14 protein-coding genes are annotated in these 20,594 nt (G+C 56.7%); 3 read left to right on the top strand and 11 right to left on the bottom strand.

Annotation, left to right across the window (positions count from 1 at the left end):
- Positions 1–26: 26 nt before the first annotated feature.
- From QN399_RS19955 to mhpB, 7 genes are all read right to left on the bottom strand, one after another.
- Positions 27–1,067, bottom strand: coding sequence for a YCF48-related protein (locus QN399_RS19955; protein ID WP_330201471.1), 1,041 nt, complete (start codon positions 1,065–1,067; stop codon positions 27–29).
- 274 nt (positions 1,068–1,341) lie between these two features.
- Positions 1,342–3,321 carry a methyl-accepting chemotaxis protein gene (locus QN399_RS19950; protein WP_330201470.1) on the bottom strand — a complete coding sequence of 660 codons (1,980 nt, stop codon included), beginning with the start codon at positions 3,319–3,321 and terminating at the stop codon, positions 1,342–1,344.
- A 100-nt stretch (positions 3,322–3,421) separates the two neighbouring features.
- Positions 3,422–4,438, bottom strand: coding sequence for a 4-hydroxy-2-oxovalerate aldolase (gene dmpG / locus QN399_RS19945; protein WP_330201469.1), 1,017 nt, complete (start codon positions 4,436–4,438; stop codon positions 3,422–3,424).
- A 10-nt stretch (positions 4,439–4,448) separates the two neighbouring features.
- Positions 4,449–5,390, bottom strand: coding sequence for an acetaldehyde dehydrogenase (acetylating) (locus tag QN399_RS19940; protein WP_330201468.1), 942 nt, complete (start codon positions 5,388–5,390; stop codon positions 4,449–4,451).
- A 31-nt stretch (positions 5,391–5,421) separates the two neighbouring features.
- The gene (mhpD, locus tag QN399_RS19935; RefSeq protein WP_330201467.1) at positions 5,422–6,216 is read right to left on the bottom strand and encodes a 2-keto-4-pentenoate hydratase; all 795 of its coding nucleotides are present in this window, start codon (positions 6,214–6,216) and stop codon (positions 5,422–5,424) included.
- Positions 6,217–6,434: 218 nt separating this feature from the next.
- Positions 6,435–7,292, bottom strand: a complete 858-nt coding sequence (locus QN399_RS19930) for an alpha/beta fold hydrolase (RefSeq protein WP_330201466.1) — start codon at positions 7,290–7,292, stop codon at positions 6,435–6,437.
- A gap of 21 nt (positions 7,293–7,313) precedes the next feature.
- Positions 7,314–8,264 (bottom strand): 3-carboxyethylcatechol 2,3-dioxygenase, encoded by a 951-nt coding sequence (mhpB, locus tag QN399_RS19925; RefSeq protein ID WP_330201465.1) that lies wholly within the window; start codon positions 8,262–8,264, stop codon positions 7,314–7,316.
- 824 nt (positions 8,265–9,088) lie between these two features.
- On the opposite strand from mhpB, the gene QN399_RS19920 reads away from it, so the two are divergent.
- Positions 9,089–11,251 (top strand): methyl-accepting chemotaxis protein, encoded by a 2,163-nt coding sequence (locus QN399_RS19920; RefSeq protein WP_330201464.1) that lies wholly within the window; start codon positions 9,089–9,091, stop codon positions 11,249–11,251.
- A 153-nt stretch (positions 11,252–11,404) separates the two neighbouring features.
- Here QN399_RS19920 and QN399_RS19915 read toward each other — a convergent pair whose 3' ends face one another.
- Entirely contained in the window at positions 11,405–12,817 is a 1,413-nt protein-coding gene (locus QN399_RS19915) for an MFS transporter (protein WP_330201463.1), read from the bottom strand.
- Positions 12,818–12,915: 98 nt separating this feature from the next.
- On the opposite strand from QN399_RS19915, the gene QN399_RS19910 reads away from it, so the two are divergent.
- Positions 12,916–13,560 (top strand): metalloregulator ArsR/SmtB family transcription factor, encoded by a 645-nt coding sequence (locus QN399_RS19910; protein WP_330201462.1) that lies wholly within the window; start codon positions 12,916–12,918, stop codon positions 13,558–13,560.
- Positions 13,561–13,754: 194 nt separating this feature from the next.
- Positions 13,755–14,027 (top strand): hypothetical protein, encoded by a 273-nt coding sequence (locus QN399_RS19905; protein ID WP_322278231.1) that lies wholly within the window; start codon positions 13,755–13,757, stop codon positions 14,025–14,027.
- 99 nt (positions 14,028–14,126) lie between these two features.
- Here the strand turns inward: QN399_RS19905 and QN399_RS19900 are convergent, their stop codons facing one another.
- Genes QN399_RS19900 through QN399_RS19890 form a run of 3 tightly spaced genes read right to left on the bottom strand, consistent with a single transcriptional unit; the run spans position 14,127 to position 20,341 of the window.
- Positions 14,127–15,812: a methyl-accepting chemotaxis protein gene (locus QN399_RS19900; protein ID WP_330201461.1), complete on the bottom strand. Its 1,686-nt coding sequence runs from the start codon at positions 15,810–15,812 to the stop codon at positions 14,127–14,129.
- A 60-nt stretch (positions 15,813–15,872) separates the two neighbouring features.
- Positions 15,873–16,940, bottom strand: a complete 1,068-nt coding sequence (locus QN399_RS19895; protein WP_322278229.1) for an HD domain-containing phosphohydrolase — start codon at positions 16,938–16,940, stop codon at positions 15,873–15,875.
- Positions 16,937–20,341: a PAS domain S-box protein gene (locus QN399_RS19890; RefSeq protein WP_322278226.1), complete on the bottom strand. Its 3,405-nt coding sequence runs from the start codon at positions 20,339–20,341 to the stop codon at positions 16,937–16,939. Before QN399_RS19890 ends, QN399_RS19895 begins: the two co-directional genes overlap by 4 nt.
- Positions 20,342–20,594 lie beyond the last annotated feature (253 nt).

The raw sequence follows: 20,594 nt of genomic DNA, 5'->3' as shown, positions 1-20,594 counted from the left end.
CTCGCTTGGATTAGGCAACTAGGGGTTCAGGGCTTCAGCAGGGACCAGACCTTGCCGTGCCAGCGACCGATGTCGGCACCCGCCAGCCAAATGCCGTCGGCCACGGGCAGCGCCCGTACATGCCAGGACAGGTTCTGTGCATCGAGGGTCCCGGATTGCCAATCCTTGGCATCGCCACTGGCCCAACGCCCCAGAGCACCGGTGACAAACCAAACGCCCTGCTCCTGCAGCCAGGCCACATCAAACAGGTGATCGCGCAGACCGACGTCTATCACTTCCCAGTGCTGCCCACCGTCGCGAGTTTCCATGACGGCGCCCTCCAGGCCGACGGCCATGCCGTGCTGCGCATCACGAAACGTCAACGCCATCAGCGAGCTGGACAGTGGCGACTCAACCCCTCGCCATTCCCCGGTCTCTAGGTTGCCGAGCAGCACGCGCCCGAACTCGCCCACCAACACCAGTTGGCCGCTGCCAAGAATTGCTACGTCGTTCCACGCCACATCTTCCTCATCACGCAGACGCTGCCAGCTGCGGCCAAAGTCGCGACTGATCAACACCGCCCCCATCTCGCCAGTGGCGATGGCCAGTCCCCCGGCACCGATGCGAACACGGTTGAGCTTGTTGGCGGTTGCCGAGCGCGGTACATCGGCCGCCTGATTCCAGTGCAGCCCACCGTCAAGACTGAACAGGACTACCCCGTCATTACCTACCGCCACGGCATGCTCGGCATCCCAGACGGCTATGTCCTGCAGGGTGTTGCGGGTTGGAGTGCTCAAGCGGCGGATCTGGCCATCCCGGCTGATCGACAGGATCTTGCCGTAGGAACCACTGGCCAGTACGACTCCCCCCGGCAGCTCTGCCAGTCCATAGAACTGATCGCGACGCTCAAGTGCGGACGCAGCGACAGTACCGCCCACCGGCTGTGGACGGATAAAGAGCCCAGCCCCCAACAGCGCGGCGATGATGGTCCACGGAAGAAGCATCATGATGAGCTTCAGCAGACGCGCACCGATGTGCGACGCAGGAACCTGCGTGAGGATGTGTTCACTGGTAGAAAGGTTCGACATGGGACTGATCCATACGTAAATCGCTATCCGGAAGCTGATAACGAAGCTAGCGGTTACATTAGGTGTCCATGCCCCCACGGACTATCCGTCTACTGCTTGGCTTATCCGCCCAGTGCAAGTTAATGATCCGAGTCAATTTTCATCGCTGCACAGGGGCGTACGAGCGCCATTAAAAGCCGCTCGTATTTATTTATTTTTTCGTTTTAAATCAATAGCTTGAATATGATTACGAGAGCGGCCACGGCGGTGTGAAACACCGCACCACCGGGCGGATTCAGAGTTTGAAACGACTGACCAAAGCGTTGAGCCGTGTGGCGCTTTTATCCAGATCCCCACTGCGCTGATTGACCAGGCGAGCGCTCTGCGAAGCACTTTCAGCCGAGTCGGCGATACTCACCAGGCTGCGCGACAGGAGCTCACTGGTGGTCGCCTGCTCTTCGGTGGCCGTGGCGATCTGCTGACTCATATGACGCATATGGCCGATCACCTGCGACAGCGTCTGCAAGGCATCGCTGGCCTCTCGCGCGCTGACGACATTGGCCTGCGAGGCGCTACGGCTCTGAACGATGATGTCGACCACCGTGCGTGTGCGCGCCTGAATCAAATTGACGCTGCGGTTCACTTGCTCGGTTGAGATGTGGGTACGCTGCGCCAATGCCCGTACTTCGCCCGCCACCACGGCAAAACCGCGGCCTTGCTCGCCAGCTCGCGCAGACTCGATGGCCGCGTTGAGCGCCAGCAAGTTGGTCTGATCGGCAATATTGCTGATCACCGCAACGATGGTGCCAATCGACTGGCTGGCCTCATCCAGCTGCGTGGCCAAGCCGGAAACGTGCTCGAGGGTTTGCGCATCCAGGTTGATCGCCTCCACCAGGCTGGACACCGTGGCTTGCCCCCGTGCGACGGCCTGATCGCCCTCGCCGCTGGCCTGAGCCGCCTGCCCGGCGTTGCCGGCAACCTCCTCGATAGTCGCCGCCATCTGCTGCATAGCGGTCGCCAACTGCCCCACTTCATCGCGCTGTGCATCCACCGTCAGTCCAGACGCGCAGCTCTCTTCCTGCAACTCGGAGGAGGTTTTCTGCAGCGCGAGACTGGTGCCCTTGATCTCCAACACCAGATCAGCCATTGCACTGAGAAAGTGATTGAACTCGCGTGCCAGCGTCGCCAGTTCATCATCGCCCCTGGCCGGCAGGCGCAAGCACAGGTCAGCCTCACCGGATGCCAGCTGCTGGATGGCCTGCACCACGGCTTCCAGCGGCCGCGACAAGGCACGCCCCAGCAGAAGCACGGTAGCGCCCAACGCCAATGCGGCAAATCCACCGAGCAGAATAAGCTGCAAGGCCAGCGCCTTGACCCCTCCGAGCAGCGCCGAACTGGGAAAAGCGAGCCCCAGCGACCACGGCGTACCGGTATCCCCGATAGTCACCGGCGTCACCAGCATAAACACCTCTTCGGCCATCGCCGGCGAGATAAAACGCAGCGTCATTGCGACGCCGCCACGTACCGCGTCGGTGACGACTTTAAGATGATCACCCAGGAAGTCACCCTCGCTTTCAGCTTGCGTGCGACCCACCCTGCTCGGGTCCGGGTGGGCAACCAGGGTAGTATCATGGGCAATCAACACCGCCAGTCCGACCTCCAGCGGACGCAGTTCGGCAACCCGCTTCTGCAACTGTGCCGCATCCAGGCCGATGCCAAAGCTGCCAACTACCCGACCATTGTCACGCACCGGAACCAGCACGGCGATCACCACCCTGTCACCACCGGCGCTGCTCAGGTGCAGCAGCGGGATCACACTTTCCCGCTCGCCAGCGTTCTGCCCGAGGGCGCTGAGCAGGGCCTGGCGCTGATCATCCAAACCAGGGTTGAGCGTTTGGCCGTCGCGCAGCCAGAGCACCGCCTGATCTTGCGACGAGCCACTCGGCACCCACCAGATGGCAGTGGCCTGAGGCGTGCTGCGAAGCAAGGATTCGATCATTTGGTCAGCGATGCGTCGATCCTGCAACTGGCCGTCGATCAACTCATAGCCCAACAGTTGGGCGGTGTTACGCGCCGAGTACAGCGAAGCATTGAAATAGCCGCTGATATCCGTCGCCTGGCGCTGAGCAATCGCCTCCACAGCCACTTCGGCAAGCTTTTCGGTGGAACCTTTGCTCGACTGATAGACCAGCAACACGGTGGCCACGTAAATCAACAGCGTGATGGGCAGGACCGTTAGTAAAAGCTTTTTCGTCATCGACAAGTTGGACAGCATCGGGACACCTCTTCTCGGCCGGGGCTGAACCACTGCGAGTGCCTATGAAGTTTCTTCGCAAAAAAAAGCCGTGACAGGCACGGCATAAAGGAGCTAGGGATCAAGCACGCTGCTTGAGAAGATCCAGAGCGACATCAACGATCATGTCTTCCTGACCACCGACCATGCGTCGACGTCCCAACTCAACAAGGATGTCGAGGGTTTTCAGGCCGTACTTCGCGGCCACCACTTCGGCATGACGCAGAAAGCTGGAGTACACACCGGCATAGCCCAACGCCAGGGTTTCGCGATCGACCCGCACCGGGCGGTCCTGCAACGGACGCACCAAATCATCGGCGGCGTCCATCAGACGGTACAGGTCGGTGCCGTGATTCCAGCCCAGACGCTCGGCAGCGGCGATGAAAACTTCCAGCGGTGCATTACCAGCACCCGCCCCCATGCCCGCCAGACTTGCGTCAATGCGGTCGCAACCCTCCTCCACCGCAGTGATGGAGTTGGCCACACCGAGGCTGAGGTTGTGGTGGGCGTGCATGCCGGTTTGAGTCTCGGGATTTAACGTGGCCTTGAAGGCACGCATGCGGGCACGAATATCCTGCATGTTCATCGCGCCACCGGAGTCAGCCATATAGATGCATTGCGCGCCGTAGGACTCCATCAGCTTGCCTTGAGCGGCCAACTGCTCAGGCTCGATCATGTGGCTCATCATCAGAAAGCCCACAGTGTCCATGCCCAGTTCCCGGGCAAATTCGATATGTTGCCTGGAGACATCCGCCTCGGTGCAGTGCGTGGCTACACGTACTGAACGCGCGCCGGCTTTGTAGGCTTCCTTGAGGTCGTGCACAGTGCCAATGCCGGGAATCAACAGCACGGTAATTCTGGCGTTTTCGATCACGTCCGCCGCCGCTTCGATCCATTCCAGGTCGCTGTGGGCGCCGAAGCCGTAGTTGAAGCTCGAACCCTGCAGCCCGTCGCCGTGAGTGACTTCAATAGCATCGACATTGGCTTGATCCAGTGCGCGAGCGATGTCCTGCACGTTCTGGATTGAGTACTGATGACGAATGGCGTGACTGCCATCGCGCAGGGTCACATCGGAAATATAAAGTTTCTTGTCTGTCATGCTCATGTCCTCAGGCCTCACCGCTCAGCATTCTTTCAGCCATGCGCTCGGCCGTAGCCATGCCGGCGGAGGTCATGATGTCGAGGTTGCCCGCATACGCCGGCAGATAGTGGGCAGCCCCTTCGACTTCCAGGAAGATGGAAGTCTTCAGACCCGAGAACTGGCCCAGGCCCGGAATGTTCAGCGGCGCGTCTTCGGGGATCACGTCGAACTGCACCTGCTGCTTAAGACGGTAACCCGGTACGTAAGCGTTGACTGCCTGTTCCATCGCCAGGATGGAGGCTTGCACGGCCGCCTGATCAGCAGCCTCGGACAGCACGAACACGGTGTCGCGCATGATCAGCGGCGGCTCGGCCGGATTCATGATGATGATCGCCTTACCCTTGGCGGCACCGCCGATCACTTCGATGGCCTTGCTGGTGGTTTCGGTGAACTCGTCGATATTGGCACGGGTTCCTGGGCCGGCGGATTTCGAGGCAATGGAGGCGATAATTTCGGCGTAATGCACCTTGGCCACGCGGGAGACGGCCGCCACCATCGGAATGGTCGCTTGGCCACCACAGGTGACCATGTTCACGTTGAGCTTGTCGACATGCTCAGCGCCGTTGACCACTGGCACGCAATACGGACCAATGGCCGCTGGCGTCAGGTCGATCAGGCGAATGCCTGGTTTTATCGAACGCAGGATTGCGTCGTTCTTCACGTGGGCCGAGGCGGAGGTGGCATCGAAGACAAAGTCAATGTCCTTGAACTCGTCCATTTGGGTCAACCCGACTACACCTTGGTGGGTCGTGGCAATCCCCAGACGCGCAGCACGTGCCAGACCATCGGAGTTGGGATCGATGCCGACCATCGCGGCCATTTCCAAGCGCTTGCCGTGGCGCATAATCTTGATCATCAGGTCGGTACCAATGTTTCCCGAGCCGATAATGGCAACCTTGAGTTTCTTCATGGTGATGTGCTCTTAACGTTGAGCCTGCCGATCACTCGGCCGAAAAGTTGACTGCGACCTGGCCTATACCTTCGATCACGGCCTCGAAACGATCACCCGCGCTGACCCCCACCATCGGCCCGAGGGCGCCAGTGAGGATGATGTCGCCGGCTTGCAACGGCTCGCCCAGACTCGCCATGGTACGGGCCAGCCACACTGCGGCATTAAGCGGATGCCCCAGGCATTCGGCCCCACTGCCACTGGAGGCCAGCTCACCGTTGCGGGTCATGTTCATCACTGCTTTGCGCAGATCGACGCCTGCCAGGCGCACGGCCGGGCCACCTAATACAAAGCAACCGCTGGAGGCGTTGTCGGCAACGGTGTCGACAAAGCGAATGTTCCAGTCCTGCACTCGGGAACCTACAATCTCCAACGCGGGCAGTACCCAGGCGGCGGCATCGAGCACATCGGCAAAAGTGGTGTCGGCACGTGGTAGAGCCTTGTCCAGAATAAAGGCAATTTCCGCCTCGATCTTCGGCTGCAGTACAGCGCCAATAGATACGGTTTCGTTGTCGCCATAGCACATGTCGGCAAACAAGGTGCCGAAGTCCGGCTGATTAACTCCCAGTTGAACCTGTACTTTGGGGTTGGTCAGGCCGATTTTTCGCCCCACCACACGCCGACCTGCGGCCACTGCATGGGCGACGTTCAGGCGCTGAATAGCGTAGGCCGCCTCACCAGAGTCTTCACCGATCCGCTCACGCAACGGGGCAATCGCCTCACCCGTGCGTTCGGCATCGCGCAAGGCACCAGCCAGTTGCTCCAGGGTTTGTTGGGTCACGCTCATATTCACCTCGCGCTTAGTTGTCGGGATGATGTTAGGAATACGCCAGCGGGTCAGCGATCCCGTGAGTTACGCCGTTATCCCACCAGCGCTGAAATTACCGATTGGCAGCCAGTTGCCACGCCTGTTGAGGTGTGCGCCACGGTGGTGCCCGAGGTGTAGTTGAGGCTGTTCGCCTGCCATTCATCTTGGGCAACGGCCAGGTAAAGTGCTCATCATCCTCAGCTAGAGAGGAAGTCCAACACCAAGCGATTGAAGCGCTCGGCATGCTCCCACTGCACCCAGTGACCGCAGTTGTTGAACAGGTGCAATTCGCTGTTGGGGATACCGGCGACTAGGCGCAGCCCGGTGTCCATCGGCACGAAACGGTCGTTACGCCCCCAGATAATCAGGGTCGGTGCGCGGATCTCACCCAAATGCATGGACACATCGGGGAACTGACGCGGGTTCAAGTCCAGACTCCTGGTGAAGCTCTCCAGGTGGTAGCGGTGCTGCAGAATATTTTCCAGGCGTCCCGTCACCAGTTCGGGTGTCAGGTCACCGCTGTCATGGACAAAGACGTCCATCATCTGCTGCAAGTTGGCCAGGGTCGGTTCACGGTAAACCTTCTGCAACAACTTGATGCCCTCGGTCGGCATCGGCACGAATGGGCTGGCTCCCCCCGTACCACCGCCCATCAGCACTAGACGGCCGACCTGCTCGGGATAAGCCAGAGTGAAAGCCACCACACTGTGCCCACCCATGGAGTTGCCGATCAAATGAGCACGCGACACACCCAACTTGTCCAGCAGCCCTTTGAGCACCCGCGCGTTGAGCGCTGAACGTGACCCGGTGCAAACAATAGTGTCACTCTTGCTCCAGCCGGGGCAGTCCATCAGCAACACTCGGTAGCCAGCCCGCACCAGAGGCTCGACGTTACGACTGAAATTCGACCAGCCGCTGGCTCCAGGTCCGGATCCATGCAGCATGACCACCACCTCCTGCCCATCACCACAGTCGTGATAGTGAATATTCAGGCTCAGGCCTTCGTCGTTGATCATGGCAAAGCGACTGGTTTCACCTTCGCTGTACTGACTCATGGGGTACTCTCTGAATGGTTCTCAGACGTGGACAACGGGCTTGGCGCTCAGCGAGCCAAACCCGGCGATCCACTCTGGAACAGGACGATAATAACGGTCGCTCGCCTGATACGGGCCGAAGCACGCCAGGGCCGCGAAGGCGGCAACCCAGGTTTTGATTTCATGGGAAGACTTGCCGGCCAGGACCGACAGCTCGGCATTGGTCATAGCGTCCAACTCACTCAGCCGACCTTGCTCAAGCAACGTAAGAAAACCCTGATCCCACTCGGGATTGAGCGGGTGCAGCGAAGTCGGGTCCTCTACGAAACGCTGTGCCGCAAGGATCACTCGCTGCGTACGAGCAACGCGCTCATCGGCCGGCAGATAGCGGCCACTGCCTTTGAGCCGATCGGCCATTAACCCCTCAACCTTCGCCAGCTCCGGAACCGGAGGCTGATGAGACAGTCCGCCCGAGCCCAGAAACAGCACGCGTTTATTGAGTGATTGCGCCCACCGGCCCAAGGCTTCGCCCAACAGCCGGGCACGTTGAAAACTTGGCAGCGGGGTTGCCACCGAGTTGATGAAGACCGGGATCACCGGCACTTCCTGCAAGCCACCAAACAACATCTCTAGCGGCTGAGCAAAACCATGATCAAGCTGCATTCGGTACGACACAGCGACATCAACACCGTCACACAGAACTGATTCAGCACAGCTCTCCGCCAACGCCTGGGGGACAGCAAGCGGTCCGGCCAGAGTGCCAAAATCACCGATGGCATGGGCGACCATGCCAATGCAGAACGACGGCATCACGTCGTAGAAAAAACCGTTGTAGTGATCCGCACTGAACAAAATGACCAGTTCCGGGTTGAAGGCCGCGATGCGCTGCCGGGCCGCCTCGACAACGCTGGCAACCTCATCCAGAACAGCGGCAGCAGGGTCCACATGTCCCATCAATGGTGTATGCGACAGGCAATGTAGATAGGCGCTCATTTCACTCTCACTTTCACGCTCAACTGATCCGCGGGAATCACTGGAATGCCCGTGATTGACTGGAGCCTGAGCATAGGTCCGAGGTAAAAAACCAGCAGTCCATTGAAGCACCGCGTTATCCCATCAGCGCACGAAACTGCACAAAGGGCGCGCTGAGGGTTTGATGCCCGTGGGGGGAAATGACGTATCTATCGGCTATTTCATTGTCACCGCGCCGCCAGTCGAAATGACAACCATTATTCAGAGAATCCCAAGGGGAGGACAGAGCGCAACTTCGAACAAGCGAATACCGTACTTAAGTACAGATTTAATAATCACCCAACTGCATTCGAACCTTAACTTTCGTCGAAAAGTCGCCGTTTATTCAGACCCCGCCTGTTCATGATAAAACGTTAGACCTGCACCAAAGTACAAGACCTCACTAATACTAAAAACCGAGCCCCCTATAGGTTAGCTGACTAACATTCCCGTATTAATCTGAATCGATACAAGGTTGCAGCAAAAGATAACTAGCGATACAGATAATGCTTTCACAATCTTTTTACATGTTATTAAATAATGTCTTTCCGGCGATCTGCCTGGACAGGGTGTAGAGCGTATTCGGGCAATGCTTATTTATCAAATTTCCCAACACCGTAAAACTAAAGTCAATGGACCCTGACTACTTAGCTGCCACGCTGCGAACCGCCTGCGCTGAGTGTTTCTCTTTCGCCGGAGGTCGGGTGTAAGCAGCAAATGATTGAGCGTTATCTGCCAGGGCGAGCAAGTGCATTCGGCACTTTCATCTTTGACGTTAGTCACAACAAAAGCGAGCTGGGGAAACCATGAAATTCACATCACTGCAAGCCAGGATTTGCACCACCGCAGGTATATGCCTGCTTGTTTCGTCGGCAAGCCTGGTTGTATACGGGCTTTTTTCTTCCAGGGCCAATGACCAATTCGTCGCGAGCGAAGTGTCGGCACTTATTGAAACGTCGACCATCCGTGAAGTGCAGAACCTTGCCGAGTCCAGGGCTAACGCCATTCAGGCCAAGTTGCAAAATGCATTGGATTCGGCACGGACCATGGCCAATACCTTTGCTGCCAGCAAGACCTTGCAAAGCCCGCTTTCACTCGGGCGAGAGCAGATCAATAACGTATTGCTCAGTGTCCTCAAGGATAATCCTGACTTTAACGGTACCTATTCATGCTGGGAGCCTGATGCGCTGGACGGGCAGGATCAGGCTTTTCGCAATGGGCAAGAGGGTAACAACCCCCTGACCGGCCGCTTCACACCTTACTGGACACGCAGTTCCGACGGCCATGTCGCGGTGCAGCCGCTGGTCGAGTATGACTCCCAGGAACGTCACCCCAATGGTGTGCCCAAGGGCGGCTGGTACTCCGGCCCTCGCGACACCCTAAAGGAGAGCGTGCTGGACCCGATCCCTTATGTGGTGCAGGGCAAGAATGTCTGGCTGACCACCCTGTCGGTGCCGATCGTGGCCAATGGCAAATTCTACGGTGTGGTCGGCGCCGACTTCGACATTGCCTTCATTCAGAAGCTCAGCGAGCAGATGTCCGCAGACCTGTATGGCGGCAAAGGCTCGGTGTCGATATTGAGTAACCAGGGGTTGGTGGTTGCAGACAGTCAACGCACGGAACTTATCGGCCAGTCCATCAAGTCGCTGTTACCCAAGAGCTGGGAAAAGACCTTGGGCGATATCCAGAGCGGTCGCGGTGACGGCCAGCTCAACAAGGAGACTCAGGACATCGAAGTGCTGATGCCGATCCAGCTGGGACGCACGGGCAAACCCTGGGCGGTCCTGATTCGGCTGCCCAAAGCGGTGGTCATGAGTCAGGCGATTGCCCTTGAGCAAGAGCTGCAATCGCGCAGTGCCAACAGCAGTGTCTGGCAGGTGTCAGTGGGGTTGGCCATTTCGCTGCTGGCCCTGGTGGCGCTGTGGTTTGCCGCGGCGAAAATCGTTGGGCCGATCCGCGAGGCCGCAGCACTGGCCGCCAACATCAGCCTGGGGGATTTCTCGCGTCGGCTGGTTCAGCAATCCGAGGATGAAGTGGGACATCTGTCTTCTGCCTTGAACGAAATGTCGGAAAGCCTGCAGCGCCAGGTTCGGGTGGCCGAACGTATTTCCGAAGGGGACCTGGATCTGGAAGTCAGGCTGTCGTCCCCGCACGATACCTTGGGCAAGTCATTGGAGAAAATGGTCAGCAATCTCAACAACCTGATTTCCGAAGTACAGGTCAGTGCGACCCGGATTACCGGCAGCTCCTCACAGGTCACCGACTTGAGCCAGTCGTTGTCCGATGGCGCGTCCAATTCCGCATCGTCCATTACCGAGATCAGCGCCGTGATGACGCAGATGGCGGCGCAGACCACAGACAACGCCGCCAACGCCAAAAAAGCCGATGAGCAATCCCAGGCTTCACGGGCCGACGCAGGCGAAAGCGACAAACTGATGAGTGAGTTGATCGCCGCCATGGCCGAGATCGACAACTCAGGCAAAGACATCACTGCGATCATCACAACTATCGACAACATCGCTGCACAAACCAATCTATTGGCATTGAATGCGGCGATCGAAGCCGCCAGAGCCGGAGAACTTGGACGCGGTTTTGCCGTGGTGGCCGATGAGGTGCGCAGCCTGGCAGCACGTAGCGCTGAGGCGGCCCAGCAAACAGCGGCGCTGATTGCCGACTCCTCCACCAAGACTCAGCGCGGCATGATTATCGCGGGGCGCACCGCCGAGTCGCTGAAAAATATCGTCAGCGGCACCAGCGCGGTGTCCAGTCTGGTGTCGCTGATTTACCAGGCGTCGAGCGAGCAGGCTTCCGGTCTGCGGCAGGCCAGTATCGGCCTTGAGCAGATCGATGAAGTGACCCAGCAAAACCAATCCAACTCACACGAGTGCGCTTTGGCTGCCAAAGATCTTTCGGAGCGAGCGTCAGTGATGCAACGTGTATTAAACCGTTTCAAAATAAAAAACACTTAGGGGCGACGCTGAACAATTCACCCGTACACACCTTGCCCACTTTCAAACCGGTTTTTTAGACTTGCCGGTCTTAGTCTGTATTTTCGGGGGCCGATTTTAGCCCCCATTTTTCAGTCGCGGCACAGGCTCGAACCTTCCATGCCTGTCGACGCGCTAACCTATCCGACGAGCCAGCAGCATGGCCAACACCGGTGCCAAAGCGAAACTGGCAAACAACCACACGGCAGCCGACTGCGTGCCCGCGATGCCGTCCTGCCCGCCGAGCCCTGCCGCATTCGCAACCAATCCTGCGACAGCCGCGCCCATGGCCATGCCGTACAGTTGAACCGTGGTGATTGCGGCAGACGCCATGCCGCCTTCACCGGGTGGCGCCAGGGTCAAAACGCGGGTCAGCAGATGAGGCCAGCAAATGCCGACCCCCGCACCCAAACCGGCCAGCGCCAGACCGCAGAAAAGTGTGCGTATACCTGCAGGCAGGTCGTCGACCGCCGGCATCAGTATTGCCAGCACCAGTAAGCTGGCGGCACAAAGCATTGGACCGGCGCGCAATAGACGCGCTGCAGTAACACCGCCGTGGCCTGACGAAAACAGCGACGCCATGCTCCAGCCAGCCGCCATCGCCGCAGTCAGATAGCCTGCCGCCAGCGGTGTCAGACCCTGCAGTTTCTGCAGGAAATAGGGCACGAAGATTTCCGTCGTGGTACCGATCAACAGCAGGGCCACGCTCGCATAGACGGCGCCCAGCGGCGTGCCGATAGCGGTCGCGCCGACAGGCAGCAAGCGCACCGTGGCACACCGATCACACACGACGGCACTCATACCCAAGGCCAGACCCGCGACGATACCAAAGCACTGCCAAATCAGGGCCGCCGACAAGCTGCCCGCAGCGATGGCCAGCACGGAGGTTGCCAGCAGCCCGATCTGCATGAAAGGAATGCGAGGCGTGCTATCCACGGAGGATTCCCGCTCACCCATCGGGCGCAATTGCCCGATCACCAGCATCCCTTGCAACAGCGCCACCGGCAACAGCGTCCAGAACGCCCAGCGCCAATGTCCCGACTCGGCGAACAGCCCGCCCAATGCCGGTCCGCATAGCGTGGCCACCCCCCACATACCAGAGACCAGTGCCACAGCCCGTGGCCATAGCCGCGGCTCGAACACGACCCGAATCAACGCATAACTGAGCGCAGCCAAGGTGCCGCCACCAAGACCCTGCACGCTGCGACCTGCCAGCATCCAGGGCATTGAAGTGGCGAGTGCGCAACCGGCCGACCCCACGGAGAACACCGCCAGCGCCGTAACACAGGCTCCCCGTTGACCCAACACCGCCAGCAGCCAGACAGACAGCGCCGCACCGACAATGGAGGCCACCACGAAGAGCGTGGTGTTCCAGGCGTACCAGTCGAGTCCTCCAATGTCCTGCACCACTGATGGCAACACCGTAGTGACAATGTGTACGTTGATCGCATGCAGCGCCACGCCCCCCATCAGTGCCAGCGCCAGCACACCATTTCTGCCTCGCAGCAAGTCACCCCAAGCGGTGACAGTCAGTGAATCTGTGTGCATTCTCATTCCCTCGACAAGTGGACAACCAACGCCTAATATCCAAGCATTGGCTTGGATATTAGGTGGCTACATTGAATTACACAAGTGAAAGCTTTGATATGTCGGATTCACTGCCAACGTCGGATCGCATCCTGTTCTTCATCAAAACCAAGGGCTCCGTTTCAAACGCAGCCATTGCCAAAGCCCTGGACATGACTGCCGAGGCGGCGCGTCAGCAGGTGCAAAAGCTGGTAGCAGCGGGCTTGATCGAAGGTCGACTGGAAGCAGCATCCGGCGTCGGTCGCCCCCACCAGAACTGGGTGCTCACCGAGGCCGGTAACGGCCGCTTCCCTGATACGCATGCCCAATTGACCGTGCAGTTGATTGGTTCGGTGCGCCAGATTTTTGGGGACGAAGGTCTGGATCGCTTGATTGCGCAACGCGAAGTGGAAGCGCGAGCGAGCTATCAACAAGTCTGTACTGGCGACTCCTTGCAGGAGCGACTGGAGCAGTTAGCGATGATTCGCACACAGGAAGGATATATGGCGCGCGTCGAGCGCGACGGCAAGGATTGGTTGCTGGTTGAAGACCACTGCCCGATTTGTGCAGCCGCCCGCACATGCCAAGGCTTCTGCCGTTCCGAGTTGCAGCTGTTTCAGGAAATCGCCGGACAGGGCGCGACGGTTATCCGGGAAGAGCATCTACTCAGCGACGCACGACGCTGCGTCTACCGCATTGCCTGCATTCGAACGACCACGTCGTGACGTTTTCTATGAACGGTTACCGATACCTTAAATTCATAGATGGCAAACTGGTAGGGATTGAGTTCAAGCGGAAATAATTGCGTATCGCTATAATCGATGCGCTTCGGTCCAATGGATCAGAGCCTGTATCCAATCCCGGCGACCCGCGCAGATTACGCCGCGTCCGCCGAGCCCCCATGCTCAAGGAGATGTCCATGAAGCGCGTAGTAATGACTGGATTGTTCCTTACCACTGCACTATTGGTGGCCCCGGTGTTTGCCGGGAACGAAAGCAGCCTGTGCCAGATAAACCTGCAAAAAGTCAGAGACGCTCTGGTGAGCAATCCCCAATTGAACGAGCAACTGAAGGGCGATGTCGAGACCACCATCCATAGAGCCGAAGCAGCCCTCGCCAGGAACAACGATGAAGGCGCGCGAGAATGCATTTCTCTAACGACCCAGGCACTGCAAAAAGCCCAGAGCCATTAAGGCGAACAGCAAGTCGCGGCGAGCCCCATCAACTCTGCTCCAGGCAGCAGGTGATGGGGCTCGCCACGATAACTGGCCGCGTGTTGTTGCACCCCTTGCTTAAACTTTGAACTGCCCCACCAACCCTTGCAGTTGAGCACCCAGACTACTCAGCTCACGGGCTGTCTGCGCGCCTTCTACAGCGTCGATTGCGACACTGTCCACGGCGACAGCTATCTGGTGAACGCTACGATTGATCTCCTCAGCGACTGCGGTCTGCTCTTCCGCAGCACTGGCAATTTGGGCATTCATCGAGTTAATCGTTGTGATCAAATGAGCCATGGCGTCCAGCGACGTACCGGCAAGATTGGAGTGCTCCTGAGTGTCCTCTCCCATCTGACTGGCATGCTGCATGGCCGCAACAGCTTTGCTGGTGGCCGTTTGCAAACGATCAATCATTACCTGGATTTCACCCGTGCTGTGCTGGGTCCTGCTTGCCAAGGCGCGTACTTCGTCAGCAACCACCGCGAAGCCACGTCCCGCTTCACCCGCTCGCGCCGCTTCGATCGCCGCGTTGAGCGCCAACAAATTGGTCTGCTCGGCAATCGAACGGATCACGTCCAGAACGCTCACGATGCTTTGCACATCCTGACGTAATGTTTCCATGGTATCGCTGGAGCCTCGAACCTCGGTCACCAACTGATGGATTTGGGCGATACTTTTATCCACGACTTGCTTGGCCGTCTGCCCTTCCTTGTCAGTCTCGCTCGCTGCGTCGGCAGCTTGCTGAGCGCTGTGAGCAACTTCATGGGCGGCTGCGGACATTTCATTGATGGCAGTGGCAACCTGGTCAGTTTCATGGCGCTGAGCACTGATCGCCTGCTCGGAACGATGCGCCTGATTGGTCACGGCCGTGACGAGCGTGGAGAGTTTGCCGGTAGTGCCCGCGACCTGTTGTACCAACACATGAATCTTTGCAACGAACAGGTTAAAGGAGTTGGCCAGTTCCCCCAGCTCATCCTGGCTTGTCACCAGCAAGCGCTGAGTCAAATCGCCCTCGCCAGAAGCCATATCGTCCAGATTGCGTTTAATCCGTAACAGTGGCTTGAGCAAGGTGCTGCTCATCATGACGGCCAGCACCGCCATGAAGACAAGTAGACCCACCGCAGAGCCGATCATCACCATCAAGAGGTTGTGAAAGCTGGTATCAAATTTACTGCGCGCGGCTTTTACTTGCACCTCTACATCATCAAGATTGACGGACGTGCCGATGACCATGTCCCACTTGGGGAGGGACAGGGAGTACCCCACTTTCGGCACTAACACATTGCTATCACCCAAGAGAAAACTGTAGCTGACATAGTGACTATTGTCTCGCCCCGCACTCACCAACTCGCGAATTGCATACACGCCATTGGGATCTTTGAACTCATAGAAACTTTGACCAATTTTATCATTGGTGTTGCCTTGAAAAATACGTACAGCATGACTGTCATATCCCCAGAAATAACCACTTTTACCGTAGTTTAAACGTTTCAGTAGGGTGACTGCCTCGTCACGCGCCGTTATGTCGTTATTATCCGACCGGTCATAAATAGGTGCGATGGCATTCATCGCCAACTCTACATATTGCTTTATTTCGACGCGATGATCTTCAATCAGACGCTCGCGGGTCTGGGTTTCTTGTTGATCCGCCAGCGTCTGCAACGCCTGGACGACGATCGCGCAAACGATAAAAGCCAGCGCACAAATGGGCACCAGCGTTAGCAGCAACAGCTTACTTCTCAACCGCAAATTAGTGAGCATGGAAGACCCCTTCTAGTTATTAATAATGGCGCACGTAATCGAATCTGTTAACGCAAATGCCTAGGGCTCCTGTGGCTCCATATGACTGTTATTAATCGCCAGAATAGCGGGCCAGTTTTTATAAAAGTGCTCGGCCACTGTCGGATCAAAGTGCTTGCCGGCATTGTCTCCGATGTACGCGGCCGCGTCCTCCACCGGCCAGGCTTTCTTATAGGGACGTGCTGAAGCCAAGGCATCGAAGACATCGGCCACCGCAACGATACGCCCTGCTTCAGGAATGGCTTCACCCGCCAGCCCGTTGGGGTAGCCACTACCGTCCCATTTTTCGTGATGGCTTAACGCGATAACACGTGCCAGGCACAGTAACTCTGAATCTCCATGTTCCAGAATTTCCGCACCAATCGCCGCGTGGGTTTTCATCACCTCCCATTCTTCGGGTTCAAACTTGCCGGCCTTGAGCAGAATCGAATCCGGAATACCAATCTTGCCGACATCGTGCATCGGGCTGGCGTGCAGCAATAGCTCACACTCGCTGTCAGACCATCCCATGCTCTTGGCCAGCAGTGCCGAATACAGACTCATTCGGACAATGTGCAGTCCCGTTTCGTTGTCGCGGTATTCCGCGGCACGACCAAGACAATGCACAACCTGTATCCGTGCCTGGTACAGAGCATCCGTACGGTGCTGCACCATGCGTTCCAACGTTGCTTTCTGCCCGTGCACTAATCGATGAGCCAAATGAGCATCCAGCAAATTACGCACACGCATCAGTAGCTCGACACGCATAAAGGGCTTGATGACAAAATCCCGCGCCCCCGCCGCAAGCGCTTTCAGCAGATAGTCCTGGCCGCACTGAGCGGTCAACATGATGATGGGCGGCAACAAGGGATCATCAAGCGCTTTAAGCTGCTCCATCACCTGATAACCGTCCAGGTGGGGCATATTGATGTCGAGCAAAATCAGATCGGGCTGTAACGCCTTATAGCGGTCAAGAACCAGGCGCGAATCCTGTATCAAGACCGGGTTGGAATACCCCTCACTGACTAGCATTTTGTGCAGCAGTTTGAGGTTGGTCGTCTCATCGTCAATGACAAAAATGCAGGAATGGTTCGTGGGCTGTACGCTCATGTCTGAGCCTCCTTACTGTCAGCCAAACAGCCTTCTACCGTGCTCATGAGCAGGCCGAAGTCGATGGGTTTGGTGAGACATTTGGCGAAGCCGGCGGAAAGGGCTTTTTCGATGTCATGGGGCATGGCATTAGCCGTCAACGCGATAATGGGCGTTTTCTCAAAGCGCCCTTCCAGTACGTTGAATACTTTATAGCCGTCCATGTTCTGCATGTTCAGGTCTAAAAGTATCGCATCAGGCCGATAGGCTAACGCCAACTCAAGACCTGACTGTGGTGTGGCTGCGGTCACCAAGTGTATATGACTGTGCCTTGCAAACGCGCCCGCCATCAACTTTATATTGACTGGGTTATCATCAAGGTACAGCACACACTCTTGGCGCGAGGGCTCATTGCCAACGGGCATTGTATTGCCGACGTTGTTATTCGAATCGGGCCTCTCTTCTGTGGATTGAGTAGGCAGCTCAACCCAGAAGGTCGTACCAACCCCCTCCTCGCTGACAACACCGACCGTCCCACGCATCAACGCTATCAAACGACGAGAAATAGTGAGCCCGATACCGGTACCTTCAATATCACTGTGTTCTGCGCCCAGTCGATTGAAGGGTTGAAAAAGTTCGTGGATACGGTCAGATGGAATGCCAATTCCCGTGTCCGTCAGCGTGACTCTAAGTGTGTCATCGTCAACAGACTGTACACCGACGCTAATATCACCGCCCTCACGGTTATACTTAACGGCGTTTGAAAGCAGGTTCAAAAGGACCTGTTTCAACCGCACTCGATCCGCACACACGACGCTCCCCGCGGGTACATTGAAATGCAAGGTAATGTGCTTTGCTTCCGCCAGAATTTGGATAAAACTCCAACACTCCTTGAACAGGCTGCCCAGCTCTATTGTCTCGAGTGAGAGGCTGACATGCCCCGATTCAATGCTGGCTAAATCAAGCACTTCATTGATGAGTTCCAGTAGGTGTTTACCGCCTTTTAGAATCTCCTGGACACTGTCTTTCTGATCAGCGTTCAGGTCACTGTCGCATTCGAGCATTTGCGCAAAACCGAGGACGGCGTTCATTGGCGTGCGCAGCTCGTGGCTCATGCTCGAGAGAAAATCAGATTTAGCCTGGTTCGCTTGATCCGCCGCTTTCCTGGCGTCGGCGAGTTCACTGCGACGGGCCAGTTCTTCACTAAAGTCGGTGAAGATGTTAAATAAATTCTGCAGTTCCCCTCGCTCGCCTCTGACGAAACCAATGCTGCTGGCGGAGATATAGACACTGCCATCCTTGCGGCGAATGGGAATATACCCCACCCAGTCTTTACCCTCAGCCGCTGAACTTAACAGCTCAGTGATGTAGGTCCCTGCAGTCTTCTCGGGCAGAAAAAAAGTAAACGGTTGCCCGATACACTCTTTGTCTGAATAGCCTAATTCTTGAGCATGCCGCTTATTCTGGTAAATAATCAGCCCTTGACCGTCGGTGATACTGACGCATTGACCACTGGCGTCAAACACATTGCGAAACAGGGCCAAGCGTTGCTCGGCAATTTTGCGCGCCGTAATGTCCTGCACTTGATAGACGAAATGGACGTACTGCCCGTCGTCGTTATGCACTACCGAAATATTGAGCAACACCCAAACAACCCGGCCACCCTTGGCGTAGTAACGCTTTTCGTGCTGCCAGTTTGACATTTCGCTACTGAGAAACTGGCTTAAAAAAGCTTGATCGACCGCGATATCATCCGGGTGGGTCAAGGTTTTGAAATCGGTGGCGAGTAGTTCATCCTCGCTAAAACCGAGCATTGAGCACAAGGCGCTGTTGACCAACAACCAAGCGCCTGACAATGAGATCAAGGCCATGCCGATACCAGAAGCTTCGAACGCCCCGCGAAAGCGAACTTCACTTTCTGCTAACGCAATTTCGGCCATCTTGCGCACGTGAACATCTTGCACAACACCCAGCATGTGAAGAGCGCCATCGGTCTCGTCACTGACAACAGCCCCTTTTTCTTGCAGCCAATGCACCGTGTTGTCTGGCCACACGACTCGAAACTCAACTTCATAGGATGAGCGGTTTTCAATGCTGGCGTTAATGATGCGGGTCAGGTTTTGACGATCATCAATATGCACCGCGATGAGAAAGTCACCGTAGTCCCTCTTTAGTATCCCTGCCGGATAGCCAAAAAGTTGTAAGGTTCGGTCCGAACAGGAGACATCACCGTTCGCCAGGTTCATGTCCCAGGTACCGATATGGGTGACTTCCTGACTTAAGCGAAGCCTTTCGTGGCTTAAGCGCAGCGCGTTTTCACTGCATTTCAATGCGGTAATGTCCGTGCGAACGGACATGTATTGAACGGGTTTTCCGGCAGCATCTAAAAAAGGGATGATCGTTGCCTCAACCCAATAGGCATCACCATTTTTGGCTCTATTGCACAGTTCGCCGCGCCATGTTTTACCGGCACTGATGGTTCCCCACAACGCTTGATAATAGGTTGAGTCGTGAACAGTTGACTTAATCAGCCGGTGATTTTTTCCCAGCAACTCCTTCCGGCTGTAACCACTGATCTGACAGAAGCGATCATTCACATGCACAATATTGCCAGCGCCATCCGCGACGCTAATGATGGCATGTTGATCGATCGCGGAACGCAACGCTTTAAGACGGACACGCGCTCGAAGTGCATCCTCGCGTACGCGAACAAAAGCACTTTTTACAGAACGATAACCCAACGCTTGCGAGGTGAGGGTCGCCACCAATAACGCTAAGCCGACAGGCTCGGTCAGAAAACAAACGCCGCTCGACACCTTGGCCTGCGGCATCGCCTCAACGTCAGCGCTTCTCGTTAAAAAGATGATGGGCAATAAAGCGTTGTCAGGTCGTTGCCGTGCAATGACCAAGAGTTCCCCGGCTGATAGGGAGGGCAAATGAGCGCTCGCCACCAAAACGTCCGGTTTGAAATGATTAACGGCGTCTAACGCCGCCAGCGGGTCGGAGGTGGAGAAAACATTAACACCGACATCTCTTAAGGCTTCTGACTTGGAGGTCAAGCTTGACTGATCGCAGTCAAGCAAAATGACGCGCAATGGCTGTGCGTTGCATCGAGCCTGAGCGGCTTCGATGAGAGAAACGACACCATCGACATCCAGCGGGCACTGGAAAAAAAGACTGACCCCGAGTCGCAGCCACTCAATTTGATCCGGGACGCTATCCGCTGCGTCGGATAACACAATCCACTCGGCTGCATCGCGTGCGCGTTCACTTAACTCCCCTCGCTCGGTTAATGAGCGTGTACTGAGCCACGACTGCTCTGTCAGCAGCACCTCTTGGCGGCCCGATGGAGCGGGGAGTAATTTGAGACTGCGACACTCACTAACCTCGAATCCTTTTAAATCGAGGCGCGTTACAAGCAACGACATCTCCGTAGAGAATTCACCGAGCGTTATTATTATCAATGACTGGGTACCAACATCAATTCGTCGAACCACACCAGGAGGGGCTAGACGGATTAGCCAATACATTCCCCCTGTACAATGTCAGGTCATTAGAAGGGCTATTCGCTATTGTGTCCATCGCTAAACGTGCCACCGCCTTCACTCATATGGGCAGTCACCGGTCTCGTTGCGTAAAATCGAGTTAAAATAAGATCTACACAACCCATTGAAA

The organism is Pseudomonas sp. 10C3 (assembly GCF_036346185.1).
Classification (GTDB): domain Bacteria; phylum Pseudomonadota; class Gammaproteobacteria; order Pseudomonadales; family Pseudomonadaceae; genus Aquipseudomonas.
This window is presented reverse-complemented; position numbering and strand designations above follow the sequence as displayed.